Raw genomic sequence first — 25,926 nt, forward strand, 5'->3', positions numbered from 1 at the left:
CCGGTCAAATGCGGAAAATCTTGGTGTAGCGCGCCTTGATGGCCTCGCTTTCCTTCTCTACTGCCGCCGCGTCGTCCTTCATGGTCTTGATGTCCTTGAGCGACGTGCGACCCGCTTTCTCGACGGTTTGAGAATGCACCGAGCGGAGGCCGCCGACGTCGACGATGAGTTGCTGCGCCTCCCGGCTCAGGCTGAACGACTGGAACAGCCTTGCCGCATTGGGATTGGGAGCATTCTTGAAGACGCCGTTCGGTCCGATAATCAGCGGCGATCCTTCCGTGGCATAGACCGGCTCGACCGGACGGCCCGCCTCCTTCATCTGGAAGATGTTGTATTCGTTGCCGTCGGCCATCACCGCGCGCTCGCCAAGATCGAGCTTCTTGGGGGGATCGGCCGATGACTGCACCTGCATGATGTTCTGCCTGGCGAGCTTTTCGAAATAGCTCCAGCCGAGATCGCGCTGCATCTGGTAGGTCGCGGTCATGATGGTGCCGCTGTAGCCCGGGTGCGCCTTGACGATCTTGCCCTTCCATTTGGGATCGAGCAGATCGGCAAAACTCTTCGGCGCGTCCTCCGCTTTCACCATGTTGGTGTTGTAGGCGATGATGCTGAGCCAAACGCGGAAGCTGGCAAACTGGCCATCGGGATCCTTGTGCTCGGCCGGATAGAATTTTGCGACGTCTTCCGTCACGTAAGGCGCCAAAATTCCGTCGCGCTTCCAGACGATGAAATGCGCGGCATCGGACGAGTTCACCACATCGACGGCGTGGATGTTGCTGGCGTATTCCTGGCCGATGCGCTGGAACACGCGCTCGGCGCCGGTACGCTCAACGTGTACCGCAATGCCCGGATATTTCGCCTCGAAGGCCTTGGCCAGTTTCTCCGCGACCGGCAGATCGGTCGAGGTGTAGTAGATGACCTTGCCTTCCTTCTTTGCCGCGTCGATCAGCGCCGGGGTCACCGTCTCCGGTGGAGGGGCAGCGGCCATCACGCGCGTGGAAAATGCTGCGCCTGCGAGAACGGCGCCGGCGCCGGACAGCATATCGCGGCGCGAAATCCCTGGGTGTTTCATGTTTTCGTTCCCCGCGCTGGTGGCGAAGTTACCTGAACCCTGTTCATTATTCCCATGGATCGGCGGCTGTCCATCGCCGATGGCGCTTTGCTGTCGCAGCTAAGCCGACCTGCGCAGGATGGGCCATTTTGGGATTTCGCGCTACTGCGAGCCACAGGCAAAAACGCCTTCGCCCCCTTCCATGCGCTTGATCACCTTCAATTTGAACGCCGTCGGAAACCGACGGTTCTTCGCTCTTACTGCCACAGGTCATCCTCCCGGGCTCTAAGTTCGCATGCTTGTCTGGGCGGCGGCGACGGTCCCGGTCGAGAGCAAGAATGCGGCAACGAATATCTGATTCTGGGACTAGCGATCAGTCCGCGGATAGCTAGACTTGGCACGAGGCCGGTAAACGGGCCCTTCAAAAAAAGACAGAGTTCGGGAGGTTGACATGATGCGCTTGGGAACGGCGCTCGCGCTGGCGGCAATGCTGGCGGTGCCATCTCTGCTGATGACGCCCGGCCTGGCGCAGGACTATCCGTCGCGTCCCGTGAAGGTGATTGTTCCCTTCGGCGCCGGGGGACCCGCCGACGTCACCGCCCGGCAGATCGGCAGCATCCTGCAGGAAAGCCTTGGCCAGCCCTTCGTGGTCGAAAACCGCACCGGCGCCGGCGGGGTGATCGGCACGCAGGAAGCGGTCAAGTCGCCGGCGGACGGCTATACGCTGCTGATGATGTCGAACACCCAGACCGCGAATGAATCGCTGGTGCCGCAACGCAAATACGAACTGATGCGCGATCTCGCGCCGATCGCGCCGGTGAACTATTCCGACCTCGTCATCGTGGTTCATCCGTCCGTGCAGGCGAAGACGCTGCAGGAATTCATTGCGCTCGCCAAATCGCAACCTGGCAAACTGAACTACGCCTCGTCAGGCCAAGGCACGCCGTATCATATGGCGGGCGAGCTGTTCAAAGCCATGGCCGGCATCGACCTGGTGCACGTACCTTACCGCAACAGCGGCGAAGCGCGCAGCGGTGTGATCGGCGGCCAGGTTCAGATGATGATCGACGCCGTTCCGGCGATGGCGCCCAACGTGGCGGAAAACCAGGTGCGCGCACTGGCTACAACGGGCAAGACACGTTCAACCGTTCTGTCCAATGCGCCGACGGCGATCGAGGCCGGCATTCCCGGCTATGAGGCCACCATCTGGCTCGGCTTGATGGCGCCTGCGGGTACGCCCAAGCCGATTATCGACAAGCTCAACGCGGCCGTGAACGACATTGTGAAGCGACCTGACATCGTAAAACTGTGGTCCCAGCAAGGTGTCGTCCCTATCTCAATGACGTCAGACGAATTCGACAAATTCCTCCGCCGCGATATCGTGAAATGGGCGGAGGTTGTCAAAAAGTTCGACAAGCCGCCGCAATAATAAGAAGCTGCGAGAGAAGGTTCGCCCTCGATGCCGAGCGTTCGATTCCGCCTCAACGGCGTCGAGACTATGGTCGACGCCGATCCCGACCGGCCCTTGCTGGATATTCTGCGCGGGCAGCTCGGAGTGACCGGACCGCATTTCGGCTGCGGCGCCGGTGAATGCGGCGCTTGCAATGTCATTATCGGAGATCGCGCGGTGTCGGCCTGCGACACGCCGCTGTGGTCGGTCGCGGACAAGGATGTCACGACCATCGAAGGGCTGGGTACGAGCGAGCGGCCGCACCCGCTGCAGCGCGCCTTCATCGCCGAGCAGGCACTGCAATGCGGCTATTGCGTCTCCGGCATCCTGATGAGCGCAGCGGCGCTGTTGAAGCGAAATCCGTCGCCGACAAACCGGGAGGTGAAGGAAGCGCTCGACGGCAATCTCTGCCGTTGTGGTTCGCATCAGCGCATGGTGCGGGCGGTATTGCGCGCAGCGGAAGAAATGGCGGCAGGATGAACCAGCAGGTCGACGCTCCGTCTCAGCCCGCATTGCCGGCAAGCCTCGCGGCCAATCCGAAACTGTCGTCGTGGCTGAAATTCTCGAGCGCCGGACGAGTAACGGTCTCGCCAGGCAAGGTGGAGATCGGGCAAGGCATCGTGACGGCGCTGGCGCAGATCGCCGCCGACGAACTCGATGTCGACCTGTCGCGCGTGCAGATGATCCGGGCGTCGACTGCCGCCAGCCCTAACGAGGGCGTCACCTCGGGCAGCCTCTCGATCCAGCAGTCGGGCCGCGCGCTGCGTTATGCCTGCGCCGAGGTTCGCCGGATATTTCTGCAGCATGCGGCAGAACGGCTCGGGGTCGATATCGATGCGCTCGAAATCGAGGACGGCACCATTTCGGGCCCTGGCAATGTCAGGACCAGTTATTGGGAACTTGCCGATGAGGTCTCGCTCGATCACAACGCCACATCAGGCGTGACGCCAAAGATCGCAACGCGCCGTGCGCTGGCCGGAAACTCGATCCACCGGATCGACATACCAGACAAGGTATTTGCCCGGCCGCGGTTCATCCACGATCAGGCGTTGGCGAGGATGCTGCATGGCCGCGTGCTGCGGCCTGAGAACGCGCGCGCGAAGCTTTCGGAATTGAGAGAGGATGGTGCCCGTGCGGTGGACGGTCTCGTCGCCATCGTGCGCGATGGCAGTTTCGCGGGCGTCGTCAGCGAAACCGAGCGTGGCGCGGAACTGGCCGTTCGAGCCTTGCGCAAGGGCGCCGTCTGGTCCGACGGCGAGCCCCTTCCCGACGAAAACGATCTGGCTTCATTCCTGAAAGCGCAGCCATCGGAAGCGACGATCATCGACCAGAAAACGGCTTCATCATCAGGCGCGGCGGCGCGAACCATTCGGCGGCAATATACCCGCCCCTACATTGCCCATGCGTCGATCGCACCGTCCTGTGCGATGGCGCAGTGGGACAGCGACCGCGTTCATGTCTGGACTCACAGCCAGGGCGTCTATCTCCTGCGCGCCGATCTGGCGCTGGTTCTCAAACTGCCGGTCGAGAACATCACCGTCGAGCATCTGGAAGGCGCCGGCTGTTACGGTCACAACGCCGCCGACGATGTCGCGCTAGACGCCGTACTGCTAGCCCGGGCCGCCGGCGGCCGTCCGGTGCGGATGCAGTGGTCGCGACAAGGCGAGATGTCGGACGCACCCTTTGGCGCGGCGATGGCAATCGAGATTGAAGCGGACCTCGATGCGCAGGGAGAAATCGTCGACTGGCGACACTCGATCTGGAGCAACGGTCACGCGGCGCGGCCGGGGCGCGCGGCACAGCCCGCCTTGCTGGCGGGATTCGAGCTGGCAGAGCCGTTTCCGCGCATGATCTCCACCAATCCGCCGCAGGCGAATGGCGGCGGCGGCGATCGCAACTCGATCCCGCTTTATGATTTTCCGTCATGGCGCATAGAAAGCCATCGCCTGACGACGATGCCCATTCGCACTTCGGCGCTGCGGACGCTGGGTGGACAGGGCAATGTGTTTGCGATCGAATCGATCCTCGATGAAATCGCCGCCGAGCGTGGCGAAGATCCGGTCGCGTTCCGGCTGCGCCACTTGCGGGATGAGCGGGCCAGGGATGTCATCCGGGCTGTGGCCAAGCGCGCGAAGTGGAAGCCGGAGAAGCAGCCCGGCATCGGTCACGGCATCGGCTTTGCCCGCTACAAGAACACTGGCGCCTATTGTGCTGCGATCGCCGAGATCGAGGGCGCCGAGGAGATTGCCGTCAGGAAATTGACGCTGGCCGTCGACGTCGGCGAGGCCATCAATCCGGATGGCGTCGTCAACCAGATCGAAGGTGGCGCCATTCAAGCCACGAGCTGGGTACTGAAGGAACGCGTCCGCTTCGACCGGCAACGCATCACCAGCACGGGTTGGACGGAATATCCGATCCTGCGCTTCAGCGAGGTGCCCGATGTCGAGGTCGAATTGATCCAGCGCCCGGAAATCGACCCGGTCGGCGCCGGCGAGGCGGCGCACGGCCCCGTCACAGCCGCCATCGCCAATGCGGTGTTCGACGCGCTCGGCGTGCGGGTGCGCGATTTGCCGATCACGCGCGACAGGATCATCGCTGCGATGGAATTGAGCTCATGAACAGCCTGAACATTCTGAGCGGCGGCGCAGCGCAGGGCCTCGTCGGCAGCCTGACACCCGCCTTCAAGGCCCGAACCGCCTTCGACATCGCAGGCGAGTTTGGCGCTGTCGGCCTCATGGCGGAAAAATTGCGCAAGGGGACGCCGGCTGACATCGTCATATTGACCGCGGCGCTCCTCGCCAAGCTGGCGCAAGAGAAGCTGATCGCAGCGCCTTCGATCGCCAATGTCGGGCTGGTTGAAACCGCCCTCGCCGTCCGTACCGGCGATCCCCAGGCCGCCGTCAGGGATGCCGCGGATTTGCGCGAGGTCCTGCGGGCCACGGACGCGATCTTCGTACCGGATACCAAGACCTCGACGGCCGGAATTCACGTCGCAAGTGTCTTTCAGCAGCTCGGCATCGCCGATGAGGTTGCCGCCCGCCTCCGGGTTTTCCCGAACGGCGCGACCGCGATGCGTGAACTGGCGGCCTCGGATGCGCGGCGTCCGATCGGCTGCACGCAATCAACCGAGATCATCAGCACCAAGGGTGTAACCCTGTCCGGCTCACTGCCGCCGGGCTGCGAGCTCGCAACCATGTACACAGCGGGCATCACGACCACCGCAGCCTACCCCAAACAGGCTCAGGAGCTGATCGGCTTGTTAACCGGCGCTGACCAACTTGAACAGCGAAAGCGCGCTGGCTTCATCAGCTAGACCTCGTTCTAAGCTCGTGAGCCTCAGCGGGCGCGCGGAATCGAATTCCGCTTGATTATTCTGCAGTTTCAAGGCGCGCATTTGGAAAATATCGGCGACCATCCATTACGATCCTGGAACTCGCCGATCGGCCGCCCGAACTGCTCGCGCGTTTTGGCCCATTCAACGGGCCTGCTCTAGCGCACCCGCAGCGATCTGCATTTCAACAGTGCTCGTGCCCACACGCTGGCTGTTATAGGCATTGATAAGGTCGGCGAAGCTCAAAAAGCTGCATGTCTGGCCCGGATCCGAAGCGCCTGGTTGGCACGAGAACGTCAGCTCTCAGAGGCAAGCCTCACCACCTTCGCAGCTAACACAATTCGCGCCAGCGAGCTCCGACCGCAACCGTCAGGAGTGTTTGGCGCAGAAAAACGTGGCCTGTGGTAGCGGGGGTCCCCTACAGCCCGATACCCACTATCGTGAAAGCATCTTTCTCGTATCGCCGCGCAGCCTACTGAAGCATAGCGACCGTTTCCAGATGAATGACAACCATCTGCGGTGAGAACTAGCTTATACTCTCCAACACCGAGCGAGCCTTTTGCAGATCCGTAGTGCCGTGGCCATTCGTGAACCCACCATACCTCGCCGAGAGCAGCGTGCGCGCGCTGTCAATTCGTCCGGCATCCCGCCAGACCTGCGCCAGACTTGTCGCGGTCCGCAATTCGAAAAGTCTCGCATTCTGCCTTTGTGCCGTTTCCAATCCGCGACGGAACAAAGCCTCTACCTCAGCAAGCGATGCGCCCTGAGAGAGTCTGGCGCAGGCTCGTACGCGAAATTCCTCCGCCTCGCTGTAACGCTGCCCAGTTGCATCGGCCTCCGCCGCCGCTCGATCCAGCAAGGCGATAGCCTCATCGTTTCTCTGGTTCTGCATCAGGATATCGGCTTCGCTGATCAGGAAATAGGGAAGCCAGATCCTGGTTTGCACCCGATCTCGGATTTCCCTGCTGCGCTGCAGTCGCGCCAAGCCGGTATCCAACGCGCCCGTTGAGGCCGAAGCCCAACCTAGAAGCGCCTCCGTAAAACATTCCCAGTAGAAAACATGATGCCGGTTCATGATCTCGACAAGCTCTTCAGCGAGCGAAAAGACCGCCACAGGATCCTGCTCAACCATTGATTTCATTGCGCAATGATAGATTACATAGCAGCTCGTCAGGTGGTGTCCACGTTCACGAGCCTCATGCAAACTGCGCACGCACAGTTCCTCTGCCTCGTCAAGACGACCGAGTTGTTGTGCGGCGATCGAATACTGTGCCAGGGTCGTTGGACGCGGAATCGTCAGATAGTTACCGAGCGTCGTCGCCGTGCCTTCGCGCTCAAACTCCTCTATCACTTCCAGGAACCGCTCGCGCGCCGTCACCAGTTCGCCGCTCGCCAGCGCAATCATTGCCCTGATCCGAACCCCTTGTGCCGCCGATGTCCCGTCCTCGGCCCGGCGCGCCAGTTCGAGAAAACTCCCCACGTACTCGAGAGCGCGTGGAAAGTCGCACCGTACGAGGGCGCCGCCGGCCCGGCCCCACAAGATCCGCAGCAATTGCCGCGTTTCTCCGAGATCCTGACCAAGTTCGAGCAACCGGCCGTAGTTCTGTTCGACCTCCGTCCCGGAATAACCACTCGTCGCATAGAGCGGTTCGATCATGGCGATCCTTAGTTCGAACTCCCGGCGTTGGGTCGATGAACCATCCGCAAGGTGCGTGAGTAGGCCCAAAGCACGGTGAAACTGGCTGACCGCTTCAATGTTGTTGTATCGGCCTGCCGACCGCGAAGCGGCGCGGGCCCACCAATCAATCGCTTGCGAGATGAGGCCCGCTTCGGTGAAATGGTGCGCCAACAATTCCGGTTGCGCCTCCGCTATCTGGGCAGAGTTGCTCTGCAACGTGTCGGCGATGCGTTTGTGCAGCTTCTGGCGCCGACTGATGAGCAACGTCGAGTAGGCAGCCTCCTGTACGAGGCCATGCTTGAATGTGTAGATCACCTCCGGTGGATTTCCTCGCGCGCTGATCAGGTCCGCCGCCTCAAGCAGTGTCAAAGCAGCTTCAAGTTCCTTGGGCTTTGATGGCACCACCGCGGCCAACAGTTCGAATGAAAACTCCCGCCCGATTACCGCACCAATCTGCGCCACGGATTTGCTCTCTGTCAGCCGGTCAAGACGGGCAAGCAATGAATCCTGCAGCGTTACCGGTATCATCGACTCACCAGATCCCCGCTTGTCGTCATAGGAACCGGTACTCGCCTCATACGGGCCGGAGTCGATTACGACCTTCGTCAATTCCTCGATGAATAAAGGCATCCCGTCCGCCTTGGAGACGATTTGCTCAACAAGTGCATCGGCTAAATCCTTCCTCGCCACCCGTCGGACCAACTCGTACGACTGCCGTCGGCTCAGCCGATTGAGGCTGAACGAAGCAACCTGGCTACGGCCGGTCCACGGGGGGTGAAATTCCGGCCGGTGCGTTATTACGGCCAGGATGCGAGCGCTGTTTGTCCGGCCCAAGCCGTGGCTGATTGCCTCGACCGTTGTCGGATCAATCCAGTGCGCATCTTCCAGTATCCATAATACTGGCTTCAACCGCGACAGGTTCACGACCCAATCGTCCAGAGCATCAAGTGTCAGGCTCTTCAACTTCTCGGGTGCTCCCTCGTGTCGGGGCAAACGATCGCCAATGGGTATCGACAGCAGGTCTGCAAAAAGCGCTATCGTCTCGGGCGCCACATTTCCGGACTTCTGCATCTCAGCAATCAATCGATTCAGTTTCTCCTCAGGCTCCATGCCGAGCGTCAGTCCGGCCACGCGTTCAAAATAGGTGAAGATCGGATGCAGCGCACTAACGGTATGGAACGGCGAGCACTGCAGGCGGATAATGAAATGGCTCTCTGTTGCAATCCGGCTCGCAAGGGCCATGCACAATCGCGACTTTCCGATTCCTGCTTCGCCCGTCAGCAGGACCAGCTGACGCTCGCCTTCGCACGCGGTCCGCCATCGCCCAAGCAACAGCGACAGCTCATCCTCCCGGCCAACCACTTCTGTCAGATCGGCGGGGTGTGTAGCATCGAAGCGGCTTTCGGCCGCTGCCTCATGCAGCACGCGCCATACAGGTCTTAGGCCGGGCAGACCCTTCAAGTCGCACATGCCGAGAAATTCAAGCTCGAACATGCCCTCGACCAACCGGCGTGTGCTGCCGGCAATAGCTACGCCGTCGGGGGGAGCAAGACCCTGCAGCCGTGCGGCGAGCGCTGGGGTTTCGCCGACAACCGCTTCTTCCCTGGCTGCGCCCTCACCCAGAAGGTCACCAACGACAACAAGACCTGTCGCGATACCCGTTCGCACATGCAACGTTACATCTGGTAACGGGGCCAGATTTGGTACAACCTGCCCGAGTTCCAAGCCCGCGCGGACAGCCCGTTCCGCGGCATTTTCCAAGGCGGCCGGATAGCCAAAATAGGCGACGATTCCGTCTCCGGTGTATCTGGCAATGAAACCGCCAAGGGAGGTCACAGCATTCACGCACGCATCGAGGTAGACGCCCATCACCTTGCGAAGCTCTTCAGGGTCCAGCTTGGAGGCAAGGTCCGTCGACTCGACCATGTCGCAGATCAGCACGGTTAACTGTCGTCTCTCAGCGTCAGGCCACGTCCGCACAAGTTTGCTGCGCGCGTGCTGTTCGGTCGTTTCCCGCCCGAGAAGCTCGTCGATAGCCTTAAGAATCTTTTTGCGGTGCCCGAGCGGTACACCAAGATGCACCAGATCGTCGCCTGTCAGGTCAGGCAGAACATCGCTGTCGATCGCCTGATCGGAAAAAAGGGCCCGGTATTGGCCAAGCCCAAGCTCTTCAAGCCACGCACCGACGTCCAGACTTTGCATGAGCTTGCACGTCCCAAAACCCTGATAGCCTAGCGCACTTGCTCGCTCTGATCACCGCGACGCTGCACCTCGGCGCCCTCTGGGCAGCGTCGATCCAAAGTTGCGCGCGCTATGTTATCAAAAGCTCGTTTCTTCAGCTTCCACTTTGGCGACCTTACACCAGAAATCGCTGGCTAGTAGCGGCTCAATTGCCGGGTTTGCTCGATCAGCGCGATCAAGGGGGCGGGATCAACAGCGAACGATCGTGCCTCGGTTCGCCCCTCCTCGGCGATCTGGTCGAGATAAGCTTCTGCTTCGGGCAGCTTGGCGACGAAGTGCCTGCCCAGCTCTGCCAGATTGCCGCCTTCCGGGTCGCAAAATAGCTTTACCGCCGCGGGATCGCGAATTGCCAGCGCCGCAGGTAGCGTAAGGATGCCATCGCGCAAGTCCTCCTCCCCACCGCCTCCGAGTGCGGCCAGCCCCTTCACGTCGCCAACATCGTCGCAACCGTGATAGAGCAGCCCCAGCAGGCCACCAAAAGTTCGCAGCCTGCCCGACCGATCGCCCAGGCAGGCACACACCTCGAACATCGAGCCGGTGTCCTCTCCGGCGATCTTGCGCCAGTCCTCAACTCCCAGCGGTTGACGACGAAGCCGCCACTGCAGGCATTCAGCCACGCCTAATCGTTTCAACAGTTCCGAAAACAATGCAATGCCTGTTAGGTCATCCTTCAGTTGCAGATAGCCCTCCGCCACGATGTAGCCCGAAGTCATCAAAGCCGATAGTTCGCCGAACTTGGTGTGCATGGTGGCCCGACCGCGCCGCGTCGGGGAACGATCAACGATGTCGTCAATGATCAAAGAAACATTGTGAAACAGCTCGATCACCAGAGCCGATTGCATGATCTGTTCGGGGATCGGCCCTTCGCGCACTGCCCGATAACAGGAAAAGATCGTCAGGGGACGAAAGTATTTTGATCCAGTCAGGAACTGCCATTCAAGCGCTTCGCGCAACTCCTCGCTGCAACCGTCAATCCAGCGCGCAATGCGCTCGCGCAAGTCGGCCATCTCCGTCTCGAAACCAAGTCGCGCAATGACAGATTTTGTCGTTTGCTCTGGCATGTTTGAAACGCGCCGTCCTAGATTTTACTGCGCCAGCGCCTGCGGTAGGATCCGCACAGGTCGGGTTGTTGAAAATTCTGCGCTAAGCGCTCATCCAAATTGCTCAACTCGCTCTGCAAAATGCGCGCCTCCCTGACAGCCAGGTCCCCCACCTCACGCAGCAATGCACGCAATTCATCGGCCGCAAGGAGGCGCTCAGCTCCCGACGCACGGCCGTCGGCCGCGTTGACGCCAACCGCCTGAGCGAACCTCGCTTGATGACTTGCGAGTATTTGAGCCAGCCCGAACCAGTAACTGGCCGACCTGTTGGCGGCGATCATCATGGCGTGGCTCATTGGCACCACGAAATCAGTGGCGACCGAATTCTCCTGGCCGCCCGGCGGCAAACCAATCGCCCCCTCGGCGCTCGACTGGTCGAATCGCTGGCGATTGGCGGCGGCCAAATCAGCCATCGCGCCGAGCATGCCGATCACGGGCCCTAGCAGCGCTGCCCCGAGCAAGCCCGCCCCCGGATTGCCGGCCGCGGATTGCACGGTCATGTTTTCCCGAAGGCCAGCACCCGCCAACCAGGCGTCACGCATTGCCATGAAAATGCCGGTGAGAGGGTCGTGCGCCGATCGACTGGGACCAGAACCAAGCATGCCTTCTCCCTTTGACATTCTGAAAACCTGTGCGTCGCACTGTTACCCGACCCTGCGTCGCGCTGGGTGGCGTGCGCGGTTGCGGAGCGCAACCAGCACTTTGTTTCCCGGCAATTTAGACGACGGTCAATCCCGGCCCATGGCGCGCCGTCCACGCAAATTGTCATATCGCGAAAGGAATTCCATCATTGAAACCCGCGGCAGGCCAGCGAAGCCACGACAGAGGTCTGACAAACCCGGCCGGGATGCTCCGGAAATCCTGGCCCCATCCACCGGACGCGCAGGCCCGACAGCCCCGCCTTTGGGCTGTGTTTCCGCAGCAAGCGTCAGGAGCGCTTCCTGATACGCCTGCCCCATTAGCTGGGCATAGCGGCCAGTGGCATCGGCGAACGCGCCCGCCGCGGCCGATTGGGCCAGAAGCATTTCGGTGAAGATTGTCCGATAGTTTGCCTGCATCCGGTAGTATTCCATTGATTTGCAATCAACGAGAAGCGACAATCCTAGTATTATTTAGCGCAACTCGAGGGCGAGATGCCAAAAGTAATTGTAGTCGGTTCCGGTTTAGCCGGTATGTCCGCAGCCACCCGACTGATGGAGCAGGGTTTCGACATAACATTATATGAGCAGAACAATTTTCTCGGCGGCAAGCTTGGCGCCCATAGGGACAGCCACACACCCGATCCGCACGAACATTGCTACCACATGTACCTGAACTGGTACAATAATTTCTGGCAATTCATGAGGGAGGTCGACGCCGTCGACAAATTCATACCAAGCCCTGTCATCGGCTGCCGCTTTCCGGGAGACAAACAGACGCGGCCATATCTCACCAATCCCGGATCGCCCGCGACCGTTTTGACCAACATGCTGAACGGCATCGCGTCGCCTGCGGACCAATTCCTCTCGGCGTATTCGTTGCTCGACCTCATCGGCACGCAATCGATGTCTGGGACTGTGCTGGAGCAAACTTCCGTTAGCGGTTTTTTCCGATCCAGGGGCTACAGCACTGAAGGTTCGATAGCAGCCTCAGCCCGCACCTTGGCGGAAGCGTTCGCCTCGCCAAGCTACCTTTCTTCCGCGCGAAGCTATCAGAGCTTGATAAAGTACGGGTATCCTGACCCGACTCCATCCTTGTGGCTGCTCACGCAGAATACCAACGACGCCATCTTCGAGCCGTGGAGACGTCACCTGGAAGCGCGTGCAAAGACTCTTAAGCGCCGCTTCGAGATTTATTTCCAAACGCGGGTGGAAACCCTTCACCTGAGGGATGGCCAGGTGCGCGAATTGACACTCGGCCAGATGCCGGAGGAGCCGACCACCCACCGCAACGACAGGCCGAGGGCAAGCAAAAAGTGGAAGATCGACGTTCCCGGAGATCTGGTGCTCGCCGTACCGCCGGGCCCGCTCGGATGCCTCGTCAGCCCCGATGTCGCGGCTTGCGCACCAAAGCTTGAAACGGTTCGCGAGCTGCGATCGGAGCCGATGATCTCCCTTGATGCGTATTTCAAGCGCAAGATCCCAGGCTTGACCAGCAGCATCACGCTGCTTCTAGGCTCGAAATACAATCTCAGTCTGCTCGACATTTCGCAGGTCTGGAGCGACTGGCCAGCGGGAGGAGGCACGGCGCTTAACGTCATCTCCTCAAATGCTGACTTGATCGCTGATTATCCGGAAAAAGTCATCAAGGACATAATGCTCAAGGAGTTGCAACGCTTCCTCGACTTCAAGCTTGCTGATGTGGACTACGCCCGCTGCCATGTTCAAACCAATGTTGGCGAAGAGCTTTTCGTCAACCAGGTTGGCAGCTGGAATTCCCGCCCAAAGGCGACTTGTGAGATTTCGAACCTCTTTCTGGCCGGCGATTTCTGCCAGACCTTCATCGATGTCGTCACGGTCGAGGGAGCCGTGGTCAGCGGCCTGTTGGCGGCGGAGGCATTGCGCCGCAAGCACAAGACTGGCGCTCCGATCGATATCATCCGGCCAGATTCCTATCCGGCACTTCTTCCAGCGGCGCTCGCGATGGCTCTACGCCCTGCGGCCTGGGCCGCAAAGACGGTCTCGGTAACCGACTCCATGATGCGCGCAAATTTCTCCCGGATTTTTCCCAACGGATGAGATGAGACGCTGCAACTCATCGAGGAAAATCCAGCAACCGCGGCGGACCGTAAACGGCGGTCTGCCGCTCCGTCCAACCATTCGCGGCTGGCAACCTGTCTGCGATGTCGAAACGGTGTAGCATCTCGCATACGCAAACCGACTTGCCGTCGGCACACAGACACAAGCCGTCTCCCGACCTGCCCAATTCAAGTCTCACCGTGCCGCCGATCTGCGTTCCCTCTCCACTGCCGCTCTTCGTCGTCATTGCCCAATAGGTCTGCCGTTCCGTACCCGCTCCACGTCGAGAGATAGAAAAGGTCGGCAGATCGAAGGACCGTGCATCGCCGAATCGCGGAAATCGGATCGACAACGCCTTCCCCTTCCTGCTTGGAACGCCGAACAACACGTTGTCCGCGGCGTAACGGACCGCAAGCTTGGGAGAGACGGTCTTTTCCAGCCCCCACGCGATGCGGGCCGCCTCTTTGGTGAACTCCTGCGTGACGACAATCGCCAGGTAATAGGCGAACAATTGCTTTGCGGGATCGCCCTTCACGGTCACTGTCAGCGCAACAACGAACTCCGGATAAACGCCAAAATCGCTGTTGCGATAATCCACCCCGACAATCATGAGCGGCGTCCGCCCGCCGCCCGCATCGAACGCCGACAGGATTTCGCGCACTTCTTCGCCAAGCGCATCGTTAGCCGCCTTGATATCCACGAAAAACATCGCCCATCCCTGCGACGCGTCCAGAACCCGTGCCGGCATCGCGAACGGTTTGCCGTCCACCTGGAAAATCTCTCCATCCGGTTCCGGCCCGGTGTGCTCGTCACCAATGTAGGGCTCCAGACCCGCATCCGGTCGCCGGGTTAATTCCATCGCCGCCTTTTCGGCCGCCGACGGCGCTATCGTCGCCAACTCACCCAGGCAATTTACGTAGCCGCTGACCACATCCCGCAGCAACGCCTCCGGCGGCACGGATGTCATCGCGCCCCGCACCAAACGGTCGACCTCGTATCCCCAATTGCGACTGGCTATTGTCCACCATTGGCCATACGCCTCCGCGCCGAAACGAAGTGCCATCTCGCCGACGCGCAGCAGGTGGTCGCTACGCGATGGTCGGGGGGACCCTGCAGAAGACAGAATAGGCGGCATGACGGAAGCTCCCTAGCCTGCTCCGATCGGGCGACATGCCTGTGGCTGACACAGTGCGCTAAATGGACATTGTGTAATGAGCAATGGCAAGCATCCCACGATGTTACACGGAGGCGAGCCGAATTCAAGTTGGCTTTGCTATCTGTTGGCGAACGGATAACTGCATCTACTTTGGTGGCAGCGTCCTTCTCCTTTAGGTTCGCCAGTTGAACGGCCCACGAACCCTTGCGGATGATTGGCTCCGGGACTCCTGAGAATCGACTTTCGCGAAATTTTGAGAGTCGTTCGATTTTCAGCTTTTGCAACCATCTGCCAGACGCGGCCGTCTCGGCGCCGGCTGGCTCAGCGCGCCCCCGGCGCATCGAGGGCGGCAAGCAATGACGACCGCAATCGGTCATCAGGTTCGAAATTCCCGGCAAGGGTTCGTATGACTTCCTCGAAGCGAGCTCTGTACCTGGCCGCCTCGGCCGGCTTGCCGAGGCTCTCGCAGACCTCCACACCCGCCCGATAGACCCGCCAAGCGGCGAGCGGCATGTCGGTATCTTCGAGAGTTGAGAGGGCACGCGAGAGCTCCGCCCTTGCCTCCTCCAAATCGCCCGCAGCGAGCGCAACCCGGGTGAGCAGCCCGTGCGCCTGCGCCAGATGATTGCGATCGGGCGCGGGCGCGACGTACTCGTACAGCTTTGTCGCCGATGTCCGCGCCTGTGCGATATCGCCAACCTGAAGGCAGTGTTCGCAGAGGCAATGGTGTAGCTGCGCGTAGATCGTGTAATCCATCATGATGCCGTCGGAATTCAGCCGTTGCATGACGTCATCGAACTGCAGGTGCGCTCGCTGCGGCTCGTTCAGTCCGACGAAGACCTTCGCAAGAACGGCTCGCTGAAAGAAGAAGGCGAAAGGATTTTCTTCAAGCACCGCTTGGTCGATGCTCTCGCAGAGCTCGCGCGCACCATGAAAATCCATCGCCTCGACGTGGAGCCACCCCAAGGTGAGGCGGCACAGGGCGATCGCCGGGCGGTTAGCGTTTCTCTCCGCCAGCGCCAGCGCGGCGATGGTCTCTCGCTGCAATCGCCGCCATTGGCCAAGATGGATCAGCGCGGTCGATTCCATCACGTTGAACAGCACAAAGATGTAGACGTCGCCGACCTCCTGCGCGAGCTTCTTGCCATCAGTTCCCGAGCGACGGCATTCCTCGTAACGCGACCGCAAGCATTCGAGGATTCCCTCGATCCCGTATCGCCGGATCAGCGTGCCGTGATCGCGCGCGTCAGCTGTTACGTGCAACGCTTTCTCGCAAAGTGCAGCATCCTGCTCCTGCCAGCCTTTCAGCCAGAGATTGATGCTGGCGCTGCTACCCTGCACGAGAGCCTTGAAGGCGTCATCCTCAAGCGCTTCACTCTTGGCAAGCGCTTCGTTGGAAGCGTGAAGGCACATGCGGCGGTCGGCATGAAGGCAGAACCGGCTCACGGCCAGGAGCCCGTTAACCTCATGGCGAAGCTGCCCCGCCTCCGCGGCGCAAGCGATCATCTCCTCGAGATCGCGAACCGAGCCGGCGAGATCCCCCGCCGAGCGCCGCGCCCAGCTCCGCTGTCGCAACAGGCTGGTGCGCGGCCCATACTGATCGGTCGTTCCCAGACGGTCGAGAATGCCGAGTGCACGGGACAGATAATTGGTCGCCTCCTCGTGACCGAGGCGTTTCGCGGAATTTTCTGCGGCCTGGCTGAGGTAGCGCAGTGCACGCGGGAAATCATGGCTCTGCTCGAAATGCAACGCGAGCGTAGCCGCAATGTTTTCCGTCCGGCCCCCATATCCCTGCTCGAGGCGCTCGCCCATGCGGTGATGGATCTGGAGGCGCCGTGCCGGGGTGAGCCGTTTATAGAGCACGTTCTGATAGAGAATGTGTTGGAAAGCGTAGGATCCGGAATAGGTCCCGTCGGGCCATTCAGAAACGCCGCACGACACCACCGTATGATCCTTGCGTGCAAGACCCTCCAGGACTTCCTCGGTCTCCACGGTGTCGCGCGACAGACCAGCGGCCACGAGGGCTGCGGCACATTCGCTCCCCGCTACGCTGGCCGCCTCGAGCAGCTGCTGTTCGTCCTCACTCAGACGATCGATCCGATGTGTGATCATGTTGATCAGATCGTTTGGCACGACATCCTCGGATAGGGCGATTCCAGATCCGAGGCGCCAGGCGCCGTCGATCTCCACAATCGACTCGTGATTGATCAGGTAGTCCACAAGCGAGGCGATGAACAACGGCTGCCCCTGGGTGCGCCCGAACATCGGCCCGGAGAGCGCCGAAGCGAGCTTCTCGTCCTGGAAACGCAAGGCGAGGTGGTGCTCCACCTCGGTTTTGGACAATCGATCGAGTTGCAGCGCGCTGCACCTTCCGTGGATTTCCAAATCCTGATGCAGACGGCGAACCGGATGTCCGCTCATGATGCTGTCGCCAACACGATAGGTGGCAAGAACGAGCACTTGAGCCTTGCGGTCTCCGTGTGTGAAGCGCGACAGGACGTCGACCGTCTGGAAGTCGCTCCAATGCATATCCTCGATGACGAGGACCCACGGGCGATCCACACTCAACACTTCGACCAGGTCGCAGAACTCACGCGACATCCGTTCTCGTGTCGCCCCGAATACCTCATTCCGGAACGCGGCCCGGTCCGCCACATCGAGAAAACCGGGCATCTGGAGCAGCCAAGTCGGCGCATTGGCGCGCACGGCCTCCAGGACAGCCGAACCGTCCGGACCGCGACAACGCGTCGTCAGCGAATCGATCAGGGGGAGAAATGCCTCGTTCATGCCGAAACGCTCGGTGCAGAAACCGCACAGGGTCTCAACGCGATACCGAGAAAGCTGCTCCAGCGCCATTTCGACGAACGAGGTCTTGCCGATACCAGCCTCGCCGGTGATGAAAACGACCTGTCTGTCGCCGGCGAGCATTCGCTGCGTAACCTTGTCCAGCGTAGCCAGCGGACCGTTTCGCCCGACGAGCCAGCGGGGCCGGCGGGGGATTGATCCCTCCTGACTTCTGCCGCCGGCTGCAGCGGGGGACAGGATAGCGCGCCCAACTCCCTGGGCAGGCGGCACCTTCTCTTCGATCCCGCTGTGGTGCGATCTCGTCGTGATCGGGCCGACGAACCGATATCCACGGCGCGGCAGGGTTTCGATCCAACGCTCCCCGCCCGGCTCGGCTGCAAGCGCTTTGCGCAGCGCCGCAATCTGAACCGACAGATTGCTTTCTTCGACGACCAGGCCTGACCAAGCGGCCTGGATCAATTCGTCCTTGGAAACCACCAAACCTTGACGTTTCGCCAGCACGCTGAGCAGTGCGACGGCGCGGCAGCCAACGGGTAGCAGATCGTTGCCACGATAGAGAGTTGCGGTATCGACATCCAATCGGAATGGTCCGATTGCAAGCGTCGCGCGCTCATCGCCATCGCCAAGAACGGACCGAGAGTCGTTCAACACGGCGAGCCTCCGCGATGCCATTCTGCATCGGCTGAAGGCGTACCTTATAGCAGAGAATTCCGTTCCGCTGTGAGGGAGTACAGGAGTTGCGAGCAATGCCATCGCCCCGGCGAACCTGACAGACCGCGGTGGGATCGGGTTGATTGGTTCAGACGAGGGGTATTCCCGTAAGGCTCCGCCCGACCGTTGGGCAGTGCCCCTTGCGCCACTCTTGGGAAAGACTTGGACGCCAACTCAGCAAAGCCGCTGATTACTGTCCTTCCTGCGCCCTTTTGGGCGATCCGGAGGCATAAAAGGCTATCGCCTTTTCGCTTTCGTCAGGTTGTGCCGTCCCAAACGCGGCTATTCTTGCTTCTACCTTAACGCGGCTCATCCGAGCACGTTGCCGGCCGTCCGCCAAGTCTCAGCCGATGGAGTGAGACATCATAGTTTGCCGTTTTTCACCTGGGAGCGTGCGCCTATTGCTAATTGCTGCCTGGGCTTGATACTGATCAAGTTCAGCAGCATTGCGGTCGCGATCATCGCCGCGATCCCAACGAGACTCACCGCGATCTGCATCGCAAACCCGTCCGAGATATCGAACAGCACCATGTGACCGGCGAACGCCAGTAGAACGCCAAGGCAATAGATTGGCAGCGAGTTCCGGCCACAACAGATCGCGCCGCGCATCACCGGCGTCATCAGCCCTCGCCAACTGCGAGGCACAAACCACGCTGCCAAAACCGCTATCGCCAAAAAATGCAGCAATCGCAATGGATCGAGATTTGATTTATCCATGTGGTGCAGCTGCGCAAACGTCTGCGGGATCAGTGCTTCCAGCGGTTTGATGCGCCAGCTCAGTGCGATGACCAGACTGAAGAGTAGATACAGGACAGCAAGTCCAAGCACCGTGCGTGACGTGACCCACGGCCGGACGCTCCTCTCCTCGAACATCCACCACGCGCCAAGCACAACGAGGAGCTGCCAGGCCAGCGGATTGAAGGCCCAGTGACCGCTCGGCCACGCCGGGACGGTCCAGCCGAAGACATGCACCAGCACATAAAGTGCTACCGATGCGCCAAGCGTCACGTTCGGCAGTCGCAGCAGCAACCACAGTAGCGGCGCGAACAAGAGATGAAGAAGCACAAAGATCGGCAACACGTCGGTATTGACCGGACGGTATTGCAGTATCGCCGCGTGCGCGAGCGTCGCGCCCAGCTGGTCCAACAGAATGCGCGTATTGCTCTCGTCAGCGAGACGGCCACTTCCTGCGAGGTGAACCAGGATGGCGCAGGCGAGCGTGAGCAGCAGAAATGCGACATAAATGTCCCAGCTTCGCCGCAGGGTCCGGCGGATCAGTGCGGTCCAGCCCTCGCAGCGCCATGCCTTGCCGTAGGCCAGCGCGCAGGTTACGCCCGAGACGAACATGAATACTTCCGCGGCATCGCTGAAGCCGTAGTTCCGCAGCGTCAGCCAACTTCCGATGTTGTTTGGGATATGGTCAAGAAAGATGAACCACAGCGCGATGCCACGGCAGGCATCTATTCGCAGGTCGCGGCCCGCGCCTTTGAGCTCCGCCAGCCCGCCGACCGATGGCTTAGAGGTGGCTTTTCGGTCGCTCATCTCGTCCCTCCAGACTGGAAAGATGGCCGATGTTGGAGTTTTTGGTGTGAGGGGGTCACACTCCGAGACTTATGATTGCGCTGAAATTACAAGCCAGCATGAAAGAGGCATCGTTCGAAGTCCTAAAGCGCTGCCGAAAAAGTTACGAATTCAGCCAGATCTTTGCTGAGGCTCCGGAGATTGTGGATTCGATGTTTGATGCGCCAAAGCAGGTGTCCAATTCGCTTGAGCAAGGCGCTTGACGGTCTCGCCAAGACTGCATGCCGTCGTGATGCTGAGGTGCGCGTCTGGATGTTAGACGGTTGCATGGGGACTGAGTGGCGAGGTCGGCCGGTGTACCCCAACACAGTACAAATCTCACCCCATGATTCCGCTTGAGGTCGGGCTTCGGCGGCCAGGTTCGCGATGTCCGCTCTACACCGATAGAGTGCAGCGAAGCTGAGAATTTTCCCGGCCGCTCGCTGACCGAGACCGCCGAGGCGTTCAATCGTCAAACCTATAGGAGAGAGCAGCTGCGGCTGCGAATCTCCACCCGAAAGTCATCCGGCAGGGACTTAGACTGGCATTCCTCGCGCCCACCGCATTAGAGGTCGTCCTGTGCGGCGATGCATCCGTCCAGCTGAAGCAGATCCCAAAGCTTCTTCCCTTGTCATGGCGTGAGCAAGGCCCGTCGATGCCCTGAGTTCAACTGTTATGAAACGTTCAGACGCAATTTGCCTAACCCCGCATTCGGTCGAGTAACGGATTTCTACTCCGCGGGTTGCAGGTTCGAATCCCGCCGGGATCGCCAATACTTCTGGGTCCGTTCCGGACACATAGGTTACGGTTTATTCCGGAGACATAGGTAACACCTTTGGGCCGAACGGGTTGTCTATCGGTTCGAGTCTGCATGTCTCGTCGTGGAAGTAACCCAAATCATAGTTCATGAAGGTGACGAGCCAAATCCTGTCGCTCACCTGCTTAATCCCGACGTTCTGCCCAGCGAAGACCACGCTGAGGTTGATTTTCTGCCGGTTGAAGCAGATACGGCCGCATGTCGTTACGGTCGCGGTCCTGTCGTGGAAGGGATAATCAAGGTCCGGCAGGCCCTGGTAGATCCGCCTTGAGGGGATATAGCGCTCGGCCGGGCACTGCATGTTGAGCGCTTGGTGGGGCCGCTCGTTGTTGTAGCAGTCGATGAAATCGTCGAACCTGGCCTGCTGCTGCAGGAAGTTGCGCGCGGCCGGCTTGATGGTCTCCAACTTCAAGGTCAGATGCATCCGCTCGTGGCGGCCGTTCTGCTGCGGGTTGCCTGGCTTGATCCGCTCGATCGCGATGCCGAGCCTGAGCCACCAGACCGACAGCCTGCTCAATCCGAACAGCGCATTGGGACTGGCAAAGGGAACACCGTTGTCGGTGCGGATGGCCTGCGGCAGGCCAAACTCCTTGAATGCGCTTTCAAACACCGAGAAGGCATAGGCTTCCTTGGTGGTGTGCAAGGCTTCGCAGGCAATGAGATAACGGCTGGCAAAGTCGGTGATGGTCAGCGGATAGCAGTAGCGGCGATCGGCGAGCATGAACTCGCCCTTGTAGTCGGCACACCACAGCTCATTCGGTTGGGCCGGGTGAGAGAGTGTGGTGCCCTCAGCCCGGTTGCGTCGTCGGGTTCGCCGCTTGACCAGGCCATGACGATCGAGCACCGCATGCACGGTGCTGATCGCGGGCGTGTGCACATCCGGATAAAGCCGGGCCAGCCGTTCCCTGATCTTTGGGGCGCCCCAGCTCGGCTTGTCCTGCTTCAAGCGCACGATCAGCGTCTCGATCTGGGTGGGCAGCTGGTTGGCATGGCGATAGGGCCGGCGCGAGCGGTCGGTGAGCCCTTCCAAGCCAATCTCGTTGTAGCGCGAGAAGATCTTGTAGCCGGTCTTGCGGGAGATGCCGAACTCGCGGCAAAGGCCCGCCATCCGCTCCCCGTCCAGCCGCCGGGCAATGAATTTTAGACGCTCATCCATGGGTTTACACGCCTTCCAGGGCATTTTGCGCTCCCCGCAAAAGGCCCGATTGTGTAACCCATGTCTCCGGAATGAACTGTCACCCCTCTCTCAGGAAGGGCACTGACGATCAATCAACAGCTTGCTGCAGTTCTGTCTGTTCTTGTGTGAGAAGAACTGTGCTGCAACGTGCTGCAAGACAGTGCAAGCAAATTCAAGCTGTTACGATGGGGTGCCAATTGTTCCGAGCAGCACGGAAACAGCATGGCACTTTCGGGATTTGTTCTCTACTTTCGACCGGATACCTGATGGCGCAGGAAGGCCCGCCAGCGTGAACCGCCGGGCTTTGATTTTGTGAGCTATCAAACGGCCACAGCCTTCCACACAATGCCTAGCTAGTGGAACCCCTCAGTGTTCGTGCCCGTTACTCTTCAAGTACCAAGGAGGACTCACCGTGATGAAAATCGCTTTTGTCGTGGCGGCAGCGGTGCTGACGACTGCCCCGCTCGTCACTCCGGCCAACGCCCAAGGCGTCAAGATGGCCCAAGTCGATATGCAGACCGGCCGGCACTACGAAGACCGCGACGACCGCGACTATAGGGACCGTCGGCGTTATGACTCCAACGCCACAGTTGGCGTCGGTCCAGGCGGTGTCACCATCGGCCCACGACAACGCTGCCGCACGGTGACTACCCAGGTTGAACGGGACGACGGCCGCAGGATCACGCGCAGGGAGCGCGTCTGCGACTGAACGGCGCTTTTTAGACAGACGAGACGTGAAGATTGACCACGGATCGAGCTAACGTTTAGTACCAGCGTCCTCGGCCGTACCAGCCGCCGCCGCCAACCAGCAGAATAACAAGCACAATAATGAGAAGTGTGGTGGTATCCATGAGCCTTACTCCGCCTGCTGCGTATACGCAGTGCGCAGCTTGGAATTCTAGCTATTGATAACGTTTAGCCGCTGGGTCCGGTTCCGAGACCTTGCGTGGCGAGACGGCGCACGTCATCAGCCGAAGTAGGTAATGCGCGCAGAATGACGACAGGACTCGTCGACGTGCGCTGCCGCACCGTCATGCGTGACGCTGCTGACGACATGGGCAAGCGGGCCGCGGCACGGCGTACACGCCTTTTGGCGTAGGAGGCCAGCCTCCGGGTAGTCAGTCAACGCCATACGGCTTGTTGAGAAAGTAATCGCGATTGCCCAGCGCCTTCTCCGCGTTTTGATCAATAGCGACGGTGATCGCCTGAACGTGTTGATAGCAGTGGCCTTCACGGGCGGCCCGCTGGCGAAGTTCAGCAAGCGCGCGAATCCATGGCGAGTTATCGGCCTTCTCGTCGTACCATTTCAACTGTTCGCGCATCACCAGCTCCGACCGCCCAACCCTTTCGTTGGACCGCCCTGCACACACTCTCGTTCTTAAAAGAGACAGCCGTGACGCGGGGCAGGGTTACGCCACGACTGTCCCAGTGCGCCCATCATGCGGAAAGCGCAAATCTTTGTACCGGGAAAAAATGGCAATGAAGAGCAGAAACAATGGCGGGCGCAAGCCCGACACGATGGTTCCAGAGCACGGATTACAGCGCGTCTTTCCTGGTTCCGCCGACACCATAGGGTTTGTTGAGGAAGTAGTCGCGGTTGCCCAGCGCCTTCTCGGCATACTGATCGATTGCGACCGTGATCGCCTGGACGTGCTGGTAGCAATGTCCCTCACGCGCCGCACGTTGCCGCACCTCAGCAAGCGCCTTGAGCCAAGGCGAGTTGTCCGCCGCCTTCTCGTCGTACCATTTGAGCGGATCGCCCATCACCAACTCCGGCCGCCGAGCACGCGCCCCTTCGTCGGACCGCCCTGCTCTTTCCTGAGCCGGTCCCGCTCGGCGCAAAGATCTTCGATCCTCCCCAGCATCCGCTGCAGCAAAAGCTCAGCCGACGCAGTCGATATGCCTGCTCGTTGAAGCTGCAGAATCTCTTTACGCTGCCTTCCGACCTGGACGCGCATTTGCTCGATTTCGGAACGGACGTGATCTAGGCCCATAGCGCTCCCCTAATGCCCTCTGGATCATTCGAATGAGCCCCTCGGCATGCCGCCCGAGCTGGTCGTAGAGGCGCAGCCGCCTGAACAGGATCTCGATTTCACGATCGGTCTTCATCTCATGATAGTACAAACCGTGAACAAGATGACAAGCCGCTAGGTATTGGGATTTAACCGCCTGGGGCCCAATTTCACAGGAACCTTGCGTTCGACCCGGCGTCGAATCCCCGCTTCCGGCCGATGCCCCCAAAGCCCCCTGGCCGGAGGAAAACCTGCCTACAGGTTGGCGGCCCCAGCCTGAAAACCTGGGGCCGCTTTGGCTCGCTGGATCGCGGAAGGCGCCCATGCACTTCAGTCGCATTGCTCCCGCGACACAGGAGCTAGAGATATGGAGCGCGAGCGAGTGTGGCTTCTCATTCGTGATCAGTAACGAGAGTAGCAGTGGTCCTGGACTCCACGGGAAGCCTGACTTTGTAGCCTCTTGGCGCCCCATCAATTTAAACAGGACTGCCATCAGGGTAAGCGGATCACCCTTTAAGACGTTCGCCGAAGCCGAGAACGCCTGCGAGGCCATGCTTGCGCACCTGACCAAATAGCTTCGGACCCGGTGGGGACGCAGAAAAGCTGAAGAGAGACCAATGACCGTTTTTGTCTACGTCAACACAAGCAAGCAGGTCGGTGACGCCGAGCACATCAAGGTATTCGCCACCACAGATGCCGCGGAAAAATGGTTTGAGGAAAACGACCCCGAAGGCGCGGCCTTTGAGTATGAGGTTCTGGCGTGAACCCCGCCTTGCCAATCACAACTGGCGGAGAGCGAAATGGCTGAAAGAATCGATGTTGAGGTTACCGGCAGATCGCAGTTTGAAGTCGCCTACGAAATGGCGAGGTTCATTCTAATCAATATGGAAGGGCGTCAGGTGAAAAGCATAAAGCGGCAAGAGTTCTTGCATTTGGTAGCTGACTGCATCGAGGCCTTGCGGGGCATCAAGGTCAAGGAGATTCTCAGCTAGATGAACCGAGTTGGCCGCAGGTGATCTCCTTGGCTGCAGCATGCATCAAACAGTGGCGCTCAACATCGTGCGCCGATCGAAGTCCACGCCGATCCATGAACTGGAGCGATACATGCGATGCAAGGATTGCTCACGGCTTCAAGGGCGGCCATACAAGCGCAGCCATCTGGTCGCGCTGCGCATCACCAAGATCACGGCGAGCAATCCACCGTCGAAGTGGTGGCCGGGCGAAAGGTGAACAGTTGATGATGGAGCAACGATGAACGGAAGCCGCTACTACGTGGTGCGATCAGAAGGTGCGAAGTGGGGCGTCAGCTTCGGCAGCGCACTCGCCATCGCGATCAGCTACACCACCAACAAGTCGATCCTCTGGGCGATCATTCACGGCATCCTGGGCTGGCTGTACGTGATCTACTTCGCGCTGTTCAGGACGTAGCCGTCGCCGATGTGCAATCTTTACAGTAACACGACCAACCAAGAGGCGATCATCCGGCTGTTTCGCGTGATCAATCGCTATGTCGGCAACCTCGCCGCAATGCCGGGCGTCTTTCCCAACTATCCGGCTCCTGTGATCCGCAACACGGATACCGGCACTGAGCTGACAATGATGCGCTGGGGCATGCCACCCCCGCCCCGCACCGGCGGTCCGCCCGTGACCAACATCCGCAACACCTCTTCGCCGCACTGGCGCGGCTGGCTAAAGCCAGAGAACCGTTGCTTGGTACCGTTCATTAGCTTCGCCGAATACGCGCCCGAGCCGAACCCGGAGACCAAGAAAAAGGACGTGGTGTGGTTCGCAATCAATGACGATCGGCCGCTGACCTGCTTTGCCGGCATCTGGACCGAGTTCAAGGGCGACCGCGGGACGAAATCGAAACCGATCCCCGGCCCGCATAACGTCTACGGCTTTCTCACCACCTCGCCGAACGCCGTGATCGAACCGATCCATCCGAAGGCGATGCCGGCCATCCTGATGACAGACGAGGAACGCGACGTTTGGATGCGCGCGCCGTGGGATGAAGCCAAGGCGCTTCAGCGCCCCATGCCCGATGATGCGCTCAGGATCGTTGCCCGCGGTGCTGATAAGGAAGACAAGGCGGCGGCATGAAGCCTAACGATCTATGATCG

The 25,926-nt window shown here is 60.2% G+C and carries 22 protein-coding genes and 1 pseudogene; 12 read left to right on the plus strand and 11 right to left on the minus strand.

The window, feature by feature from the left end:
- Nucleotides 1-4: 4 nt before the first annotated feature.
- Entirely contained in the window at nt 5-1,072 is a 1,068-nt protein-coding gene (locus ACH79_RS41685; protein ID WP_202639142.1) for an ABC transporter substrate-binding protein, read from the minus strand.
- A 466-nt stretch (nt 1,073-1,538) separates the two neighbouring features.
- On the opposite strand from ACH79_RS41685, the gene ACH79_RS41690 reads away from it, so the two are divergent.
- The 4 genes from ACH79_RS41690 to ACH79_RS41705 are packed head-to-tail and all read left to right on the plus strand — an operon-like array spanning nt 1,539 to nt 5,814.
- A complete protein-coding gene (locus ACH79_RS41690; RefSeq protein ID WP_246738778.1) occupies nt 1,539-2,480 on the plus strand; it encodes a tripartite tricarboxylate transporter substrate binding protein in 942 nt (313 codons plus the stop codon).
- Between the two features lie 30 nt (nt 2,481-2,510).
- Nucleotides 2,511-2,981 (plus strand): (2Fe-2S)-binding protein, encoded by a 471-nt coding sequence (locus ACH79_RS41695; RefSeq protein WP_161855945.1) that lies wholly within the window; start codon nt 2,511-2,513, stop codon nt 2,979-2,981.
- On the plus strand, nt 2,978-5,119 hold the full coding sequence (locus ACH79_RS41700; RefSeq protein WP_161855946.1) for a molybdopterin cofactor-binding domain-containing protein: 2,142 nt from the start codon (nt 2,978-2,980) through the stop codon (nt 5,117-5,119). The genes ACH79_RS41695 and ACH79_RS41700 overlap by 4 nt, the downstream gene beginning before the upstream one ends.
- Nucleotides 5,116-5,814, plus strand: coding sequence for a substrate-binding domain-containing protein (locus ACH79_RS41705; RefSeq protein WP_161855947.1), 699 nt, complete (start codon nt 5,116-5,118; stop codon nt 5,812-5,814). The genes ACH79_RS41700 and ACH79_RS41705 overlap by 4 nt, the downstream gene beginning before the upstream one ends.
- 544 nt (nt 5,815-6,358) lie before the next feature.
- Here ACH79_RS41705 and ACH79_RS41710 read toward each other — a convergent pair.
- The 4 genes from ACH79_RS41710 to ACH79_RS41725 form a co-directional block, all read right to left on the minus strand.
- The gene (locus ACH79_RS41710) at nt 6,359-9,712 is read right to left on the minus strand and encodes an AAA family ATPase (RefSeq protein ID WP_161855948.1); all 3,354 of its coding nucleotides are present in this window, start codon (nt 9,710-9,712) and stop codon (nt 6,359-6,361) included.
- Between the two features lie 173 nt (nt 9,713-9,885).
- A complete protein-coding gene (locus ACH79_RS41715) occupies nt 9,886-10,758 on the minus strand; it encodes a polyprenyl synthetase family protein (RefSeq protein WP_161855949.1) in 873 nt (290 codons plus the stop codon).
- Between the two features lie 71 nt (nt 10,759-10,829).
- A complete protein-coding gene (locus ACH79_RS41720) occupies nt 10,830-11,453 on the minus strand; it encodes a hypothetical protein (protein WP_161855950.1) in 624 nt (207 codons plus the stop codon).
- A 126-nt stretch (nt 11,454-11,579) separates the two neighbouring features.
- Nucleotides 11,580-11,951 carry a hypothetical protein gene (locus tag ACH79_RS41725; RefSeq protein WP_161855951.1) on the minus strand — a complete coding sequence of 124 codons (372 nt, stop codon included), beginning with the start codon at nt 11,949-11,951 and terminating at the stop codon, nt 11,580-11,582.
- Between the two features lie 33 nt (nt 11,952-11,984).
- Between ACH79_RS41725 and ACH79_RS41730 the strand changes: the two genes are divergently transcribed.
- Nucleotides 11,985-13,568 carry an FAD-dependent oxidoreductase gene (locus ACH79_RS41730; protein ID WP_161855952.1) on the plus strand — a complete coding sequence of 528 codons (1,584 nt, stop codon included), beginning with the start codon at nt 11,985-11,987 and terminating at the stop codon, nt 13,566-13,568.
- A 16-nt stretch (nt 13,569-13,584) separates the two neighbouring features.
- Here ACH79_RS41730 and ACH79_RS41735 read toward each other — a convergent pair whose 3' ends face one another.
- The 3 genes from ACH79_RS41735 to ACH79_RS41745 all read right to left on the minus strand — a co-directional run bounded on the left by ACH79_RS41735 (nt 13,585) and on the right by ACH79_RS41745 (nt 19,782).
- A complete protein-coding gene (locus ACH79_RS41735) occupies nt 13,585-14,703 on the minus strand; it encodes a hypothetical protein (protein WP_161855953.1) in 1,119 nt (372 codons plus the stop codon).
- A 342-nt stretch (nt 14,704-15,045) separates the two neighbouring features.
- Complete coding sequence (locus ACH79_RS41740; protein ID WP_161855954.1) at nt 15,046-18,108, minus strand: AAA family ATPase; 3,063 nt, start codon at nt 18,106-18,108, stop codon at nt 15,046-15,048.
- A gap of 495 nt (nt 18,109-18,603) precedes the next feature.
- Nucleotides 18,604-19,782, minus strand: coding sequence for an OpgC domain-containing protein (locus ACH79_RS41745; protein WP_161855955.1), 1,179 nt, complete (start codon nt 19,780-19,782; stop codon nt 18,604-18,606).
- Nucleotides 19,783-19,853: 71 nt separating this feature from the next.
- Here ACH79_RS41745 and ACH79_RS41750 point away from each other — a divergent pair, with 71 nt between their 5' ends.
- The gene (locus tag ACH79_RS41750) at nt 19,854-20,024 is read left to right on the plus strand and encodes a hypothetical protein (protein ID WP_161855956.1); all 171 of its coding nucleotides are present in this window, start codon (nt 19,854-19,856) and stop codon (nt 20,022-20,024) included.
- 585 nt (nt 20,025-20,609) lie between these two features.
- Here ACH79_RS41750 and ACH79_RS41755 read toward each other — a convergent pair.
- Nucleotides 20,610-21,797 carry an IS481 family transposase gene (locus ACH79_RS41755; RefSeq protein ID WP_371419340.1) on the minus strand — a complete coding sequence of 396 codons (1,188 nt, stop codon included), beginning with the start codon at nt 21,795-21,797 and terminating at the stop codon, nt 20,610-20,612.
- Nucleotides 21,798-22,206: 409 nt separating this feature from the next.
- Here ACH79_RS41755 and ACH79_RS41760 point away from each other — a divergent pair, with 409 nt between their 5' ends.
- Entirely contained in the window at nt 22,207-22,503 is a 297-nt protein-coding gene (locus tag ACH79_RS41760) for a hypothetical protein (RefSeq protein WP_161855958.1), read from the plus strand.
- Between the two features lie 409 nt (nt 22,504-22,912).
- Here the strand turns inward: ACH79_RS41760 and ACH79_RS41765 are convergent, their stop codons facing one another.
- Both ACH79_RS41765 and ACH79_RS41770 read right to left on the minus strand, forming a co-directional pair.
- Entirely contained in the window at nt 22,913-23,116 is a 204-nt protein-coding gene (locus tag ACH79_RS41765) for a hypothetical protein (protein WP_161855959.1), read from the minus strand.
- Nucleotides 23,117-23,330: 214 nt separating this feature from the next.
- On the minus strand, nt 23,331-23,558 hold the full coding sequence (locus ACH79_RS41770) for a hypothetical protein (RefSeq protein ID WP_161855960.1): 228 nt from the start codon (nt 23,556-23,558) through the stop codon (nt 23,331-23,333).
- Nucleotides 23,559-24,423: 865 nt separating this feature from the next.
- Here ACH79_RS41770 and ACH79_RS43500 point away from each other — a divergent pair.
- The 5 genes and pseudogenes from ACH79_RS43500 (at nt 24,424) to ACH79_RS41785 (ending at nt 25,906) form a co-directional block, all read left to right on the plus strand.
- On the plus strand, nt 24,424-24,570 hold the full coding sequence (locus ACH79_RS43500) for a hypothetical protein (RefSeq protein ID WP_202639143.1): 147 nt from the start codon (nt 24,424-24,426) through the stop codon (nt 24,568-24,570).
- A gap of 36 nt (nt 24,571-24,606) precedes the next feature.
- Nucleotides 24,607-24,798: a hypothetical protein gene (locus ACH79_RS41775; RefSeq protein WP_161855961.1), complete on the plus strand. Its 192-nt coding sequence runs from the start codon at nt 24,607-24,609 to the stop codon at nt 24,796-24,798.
- A gap of 28 nt (nt 24,799-24,826) precedes the next feature.
- Nucleotides 24,827-25,036, plus strand: a pseudogene (locus tag ACH79_RS41780) (hypothetical protein); the annotation flags it as partial.
- A gap of 21 nt (nt 25,037-25,057) precedes the next feature.
- The gene (locus ACH79_RS43505) at nt 25,058-25,234 is read left to right on the plus strand and encodes a hypothetical protein (protein ID WP_202639144.1); all 177 of its coding nucleotides are present in this window, start codon (nt 25,058-25,060) and stop codon (nt 25,232-25,234) included.
- 9 nt (nt 25,235-25,243) lie between these two features.
- Nucleotides 25,244-25,906, plus strand: a complete 663-nt coding sequence (locus ACH79_RS41785) for an SOS response-associated peptidase (protein WP_161855962.1) — start codon at nt 25,244-25,246, stop codon at nt 25,904-25,906.
- The last annotated feature ends 20 nt before the right edge of the window (nt 25,907-25,926 follow it).

The sequence above is a fragment of the Bradyrhizobium sp. CCBAU 051011 genome (assembly GCF_009930815.1).
Taxonomy (GTDB): domain Bacteria; phylum Pseudomonadota; class Alphaproteobacteria; order Rhizobiales; family Xanthobacteraceae; genus Bradyrhizobium.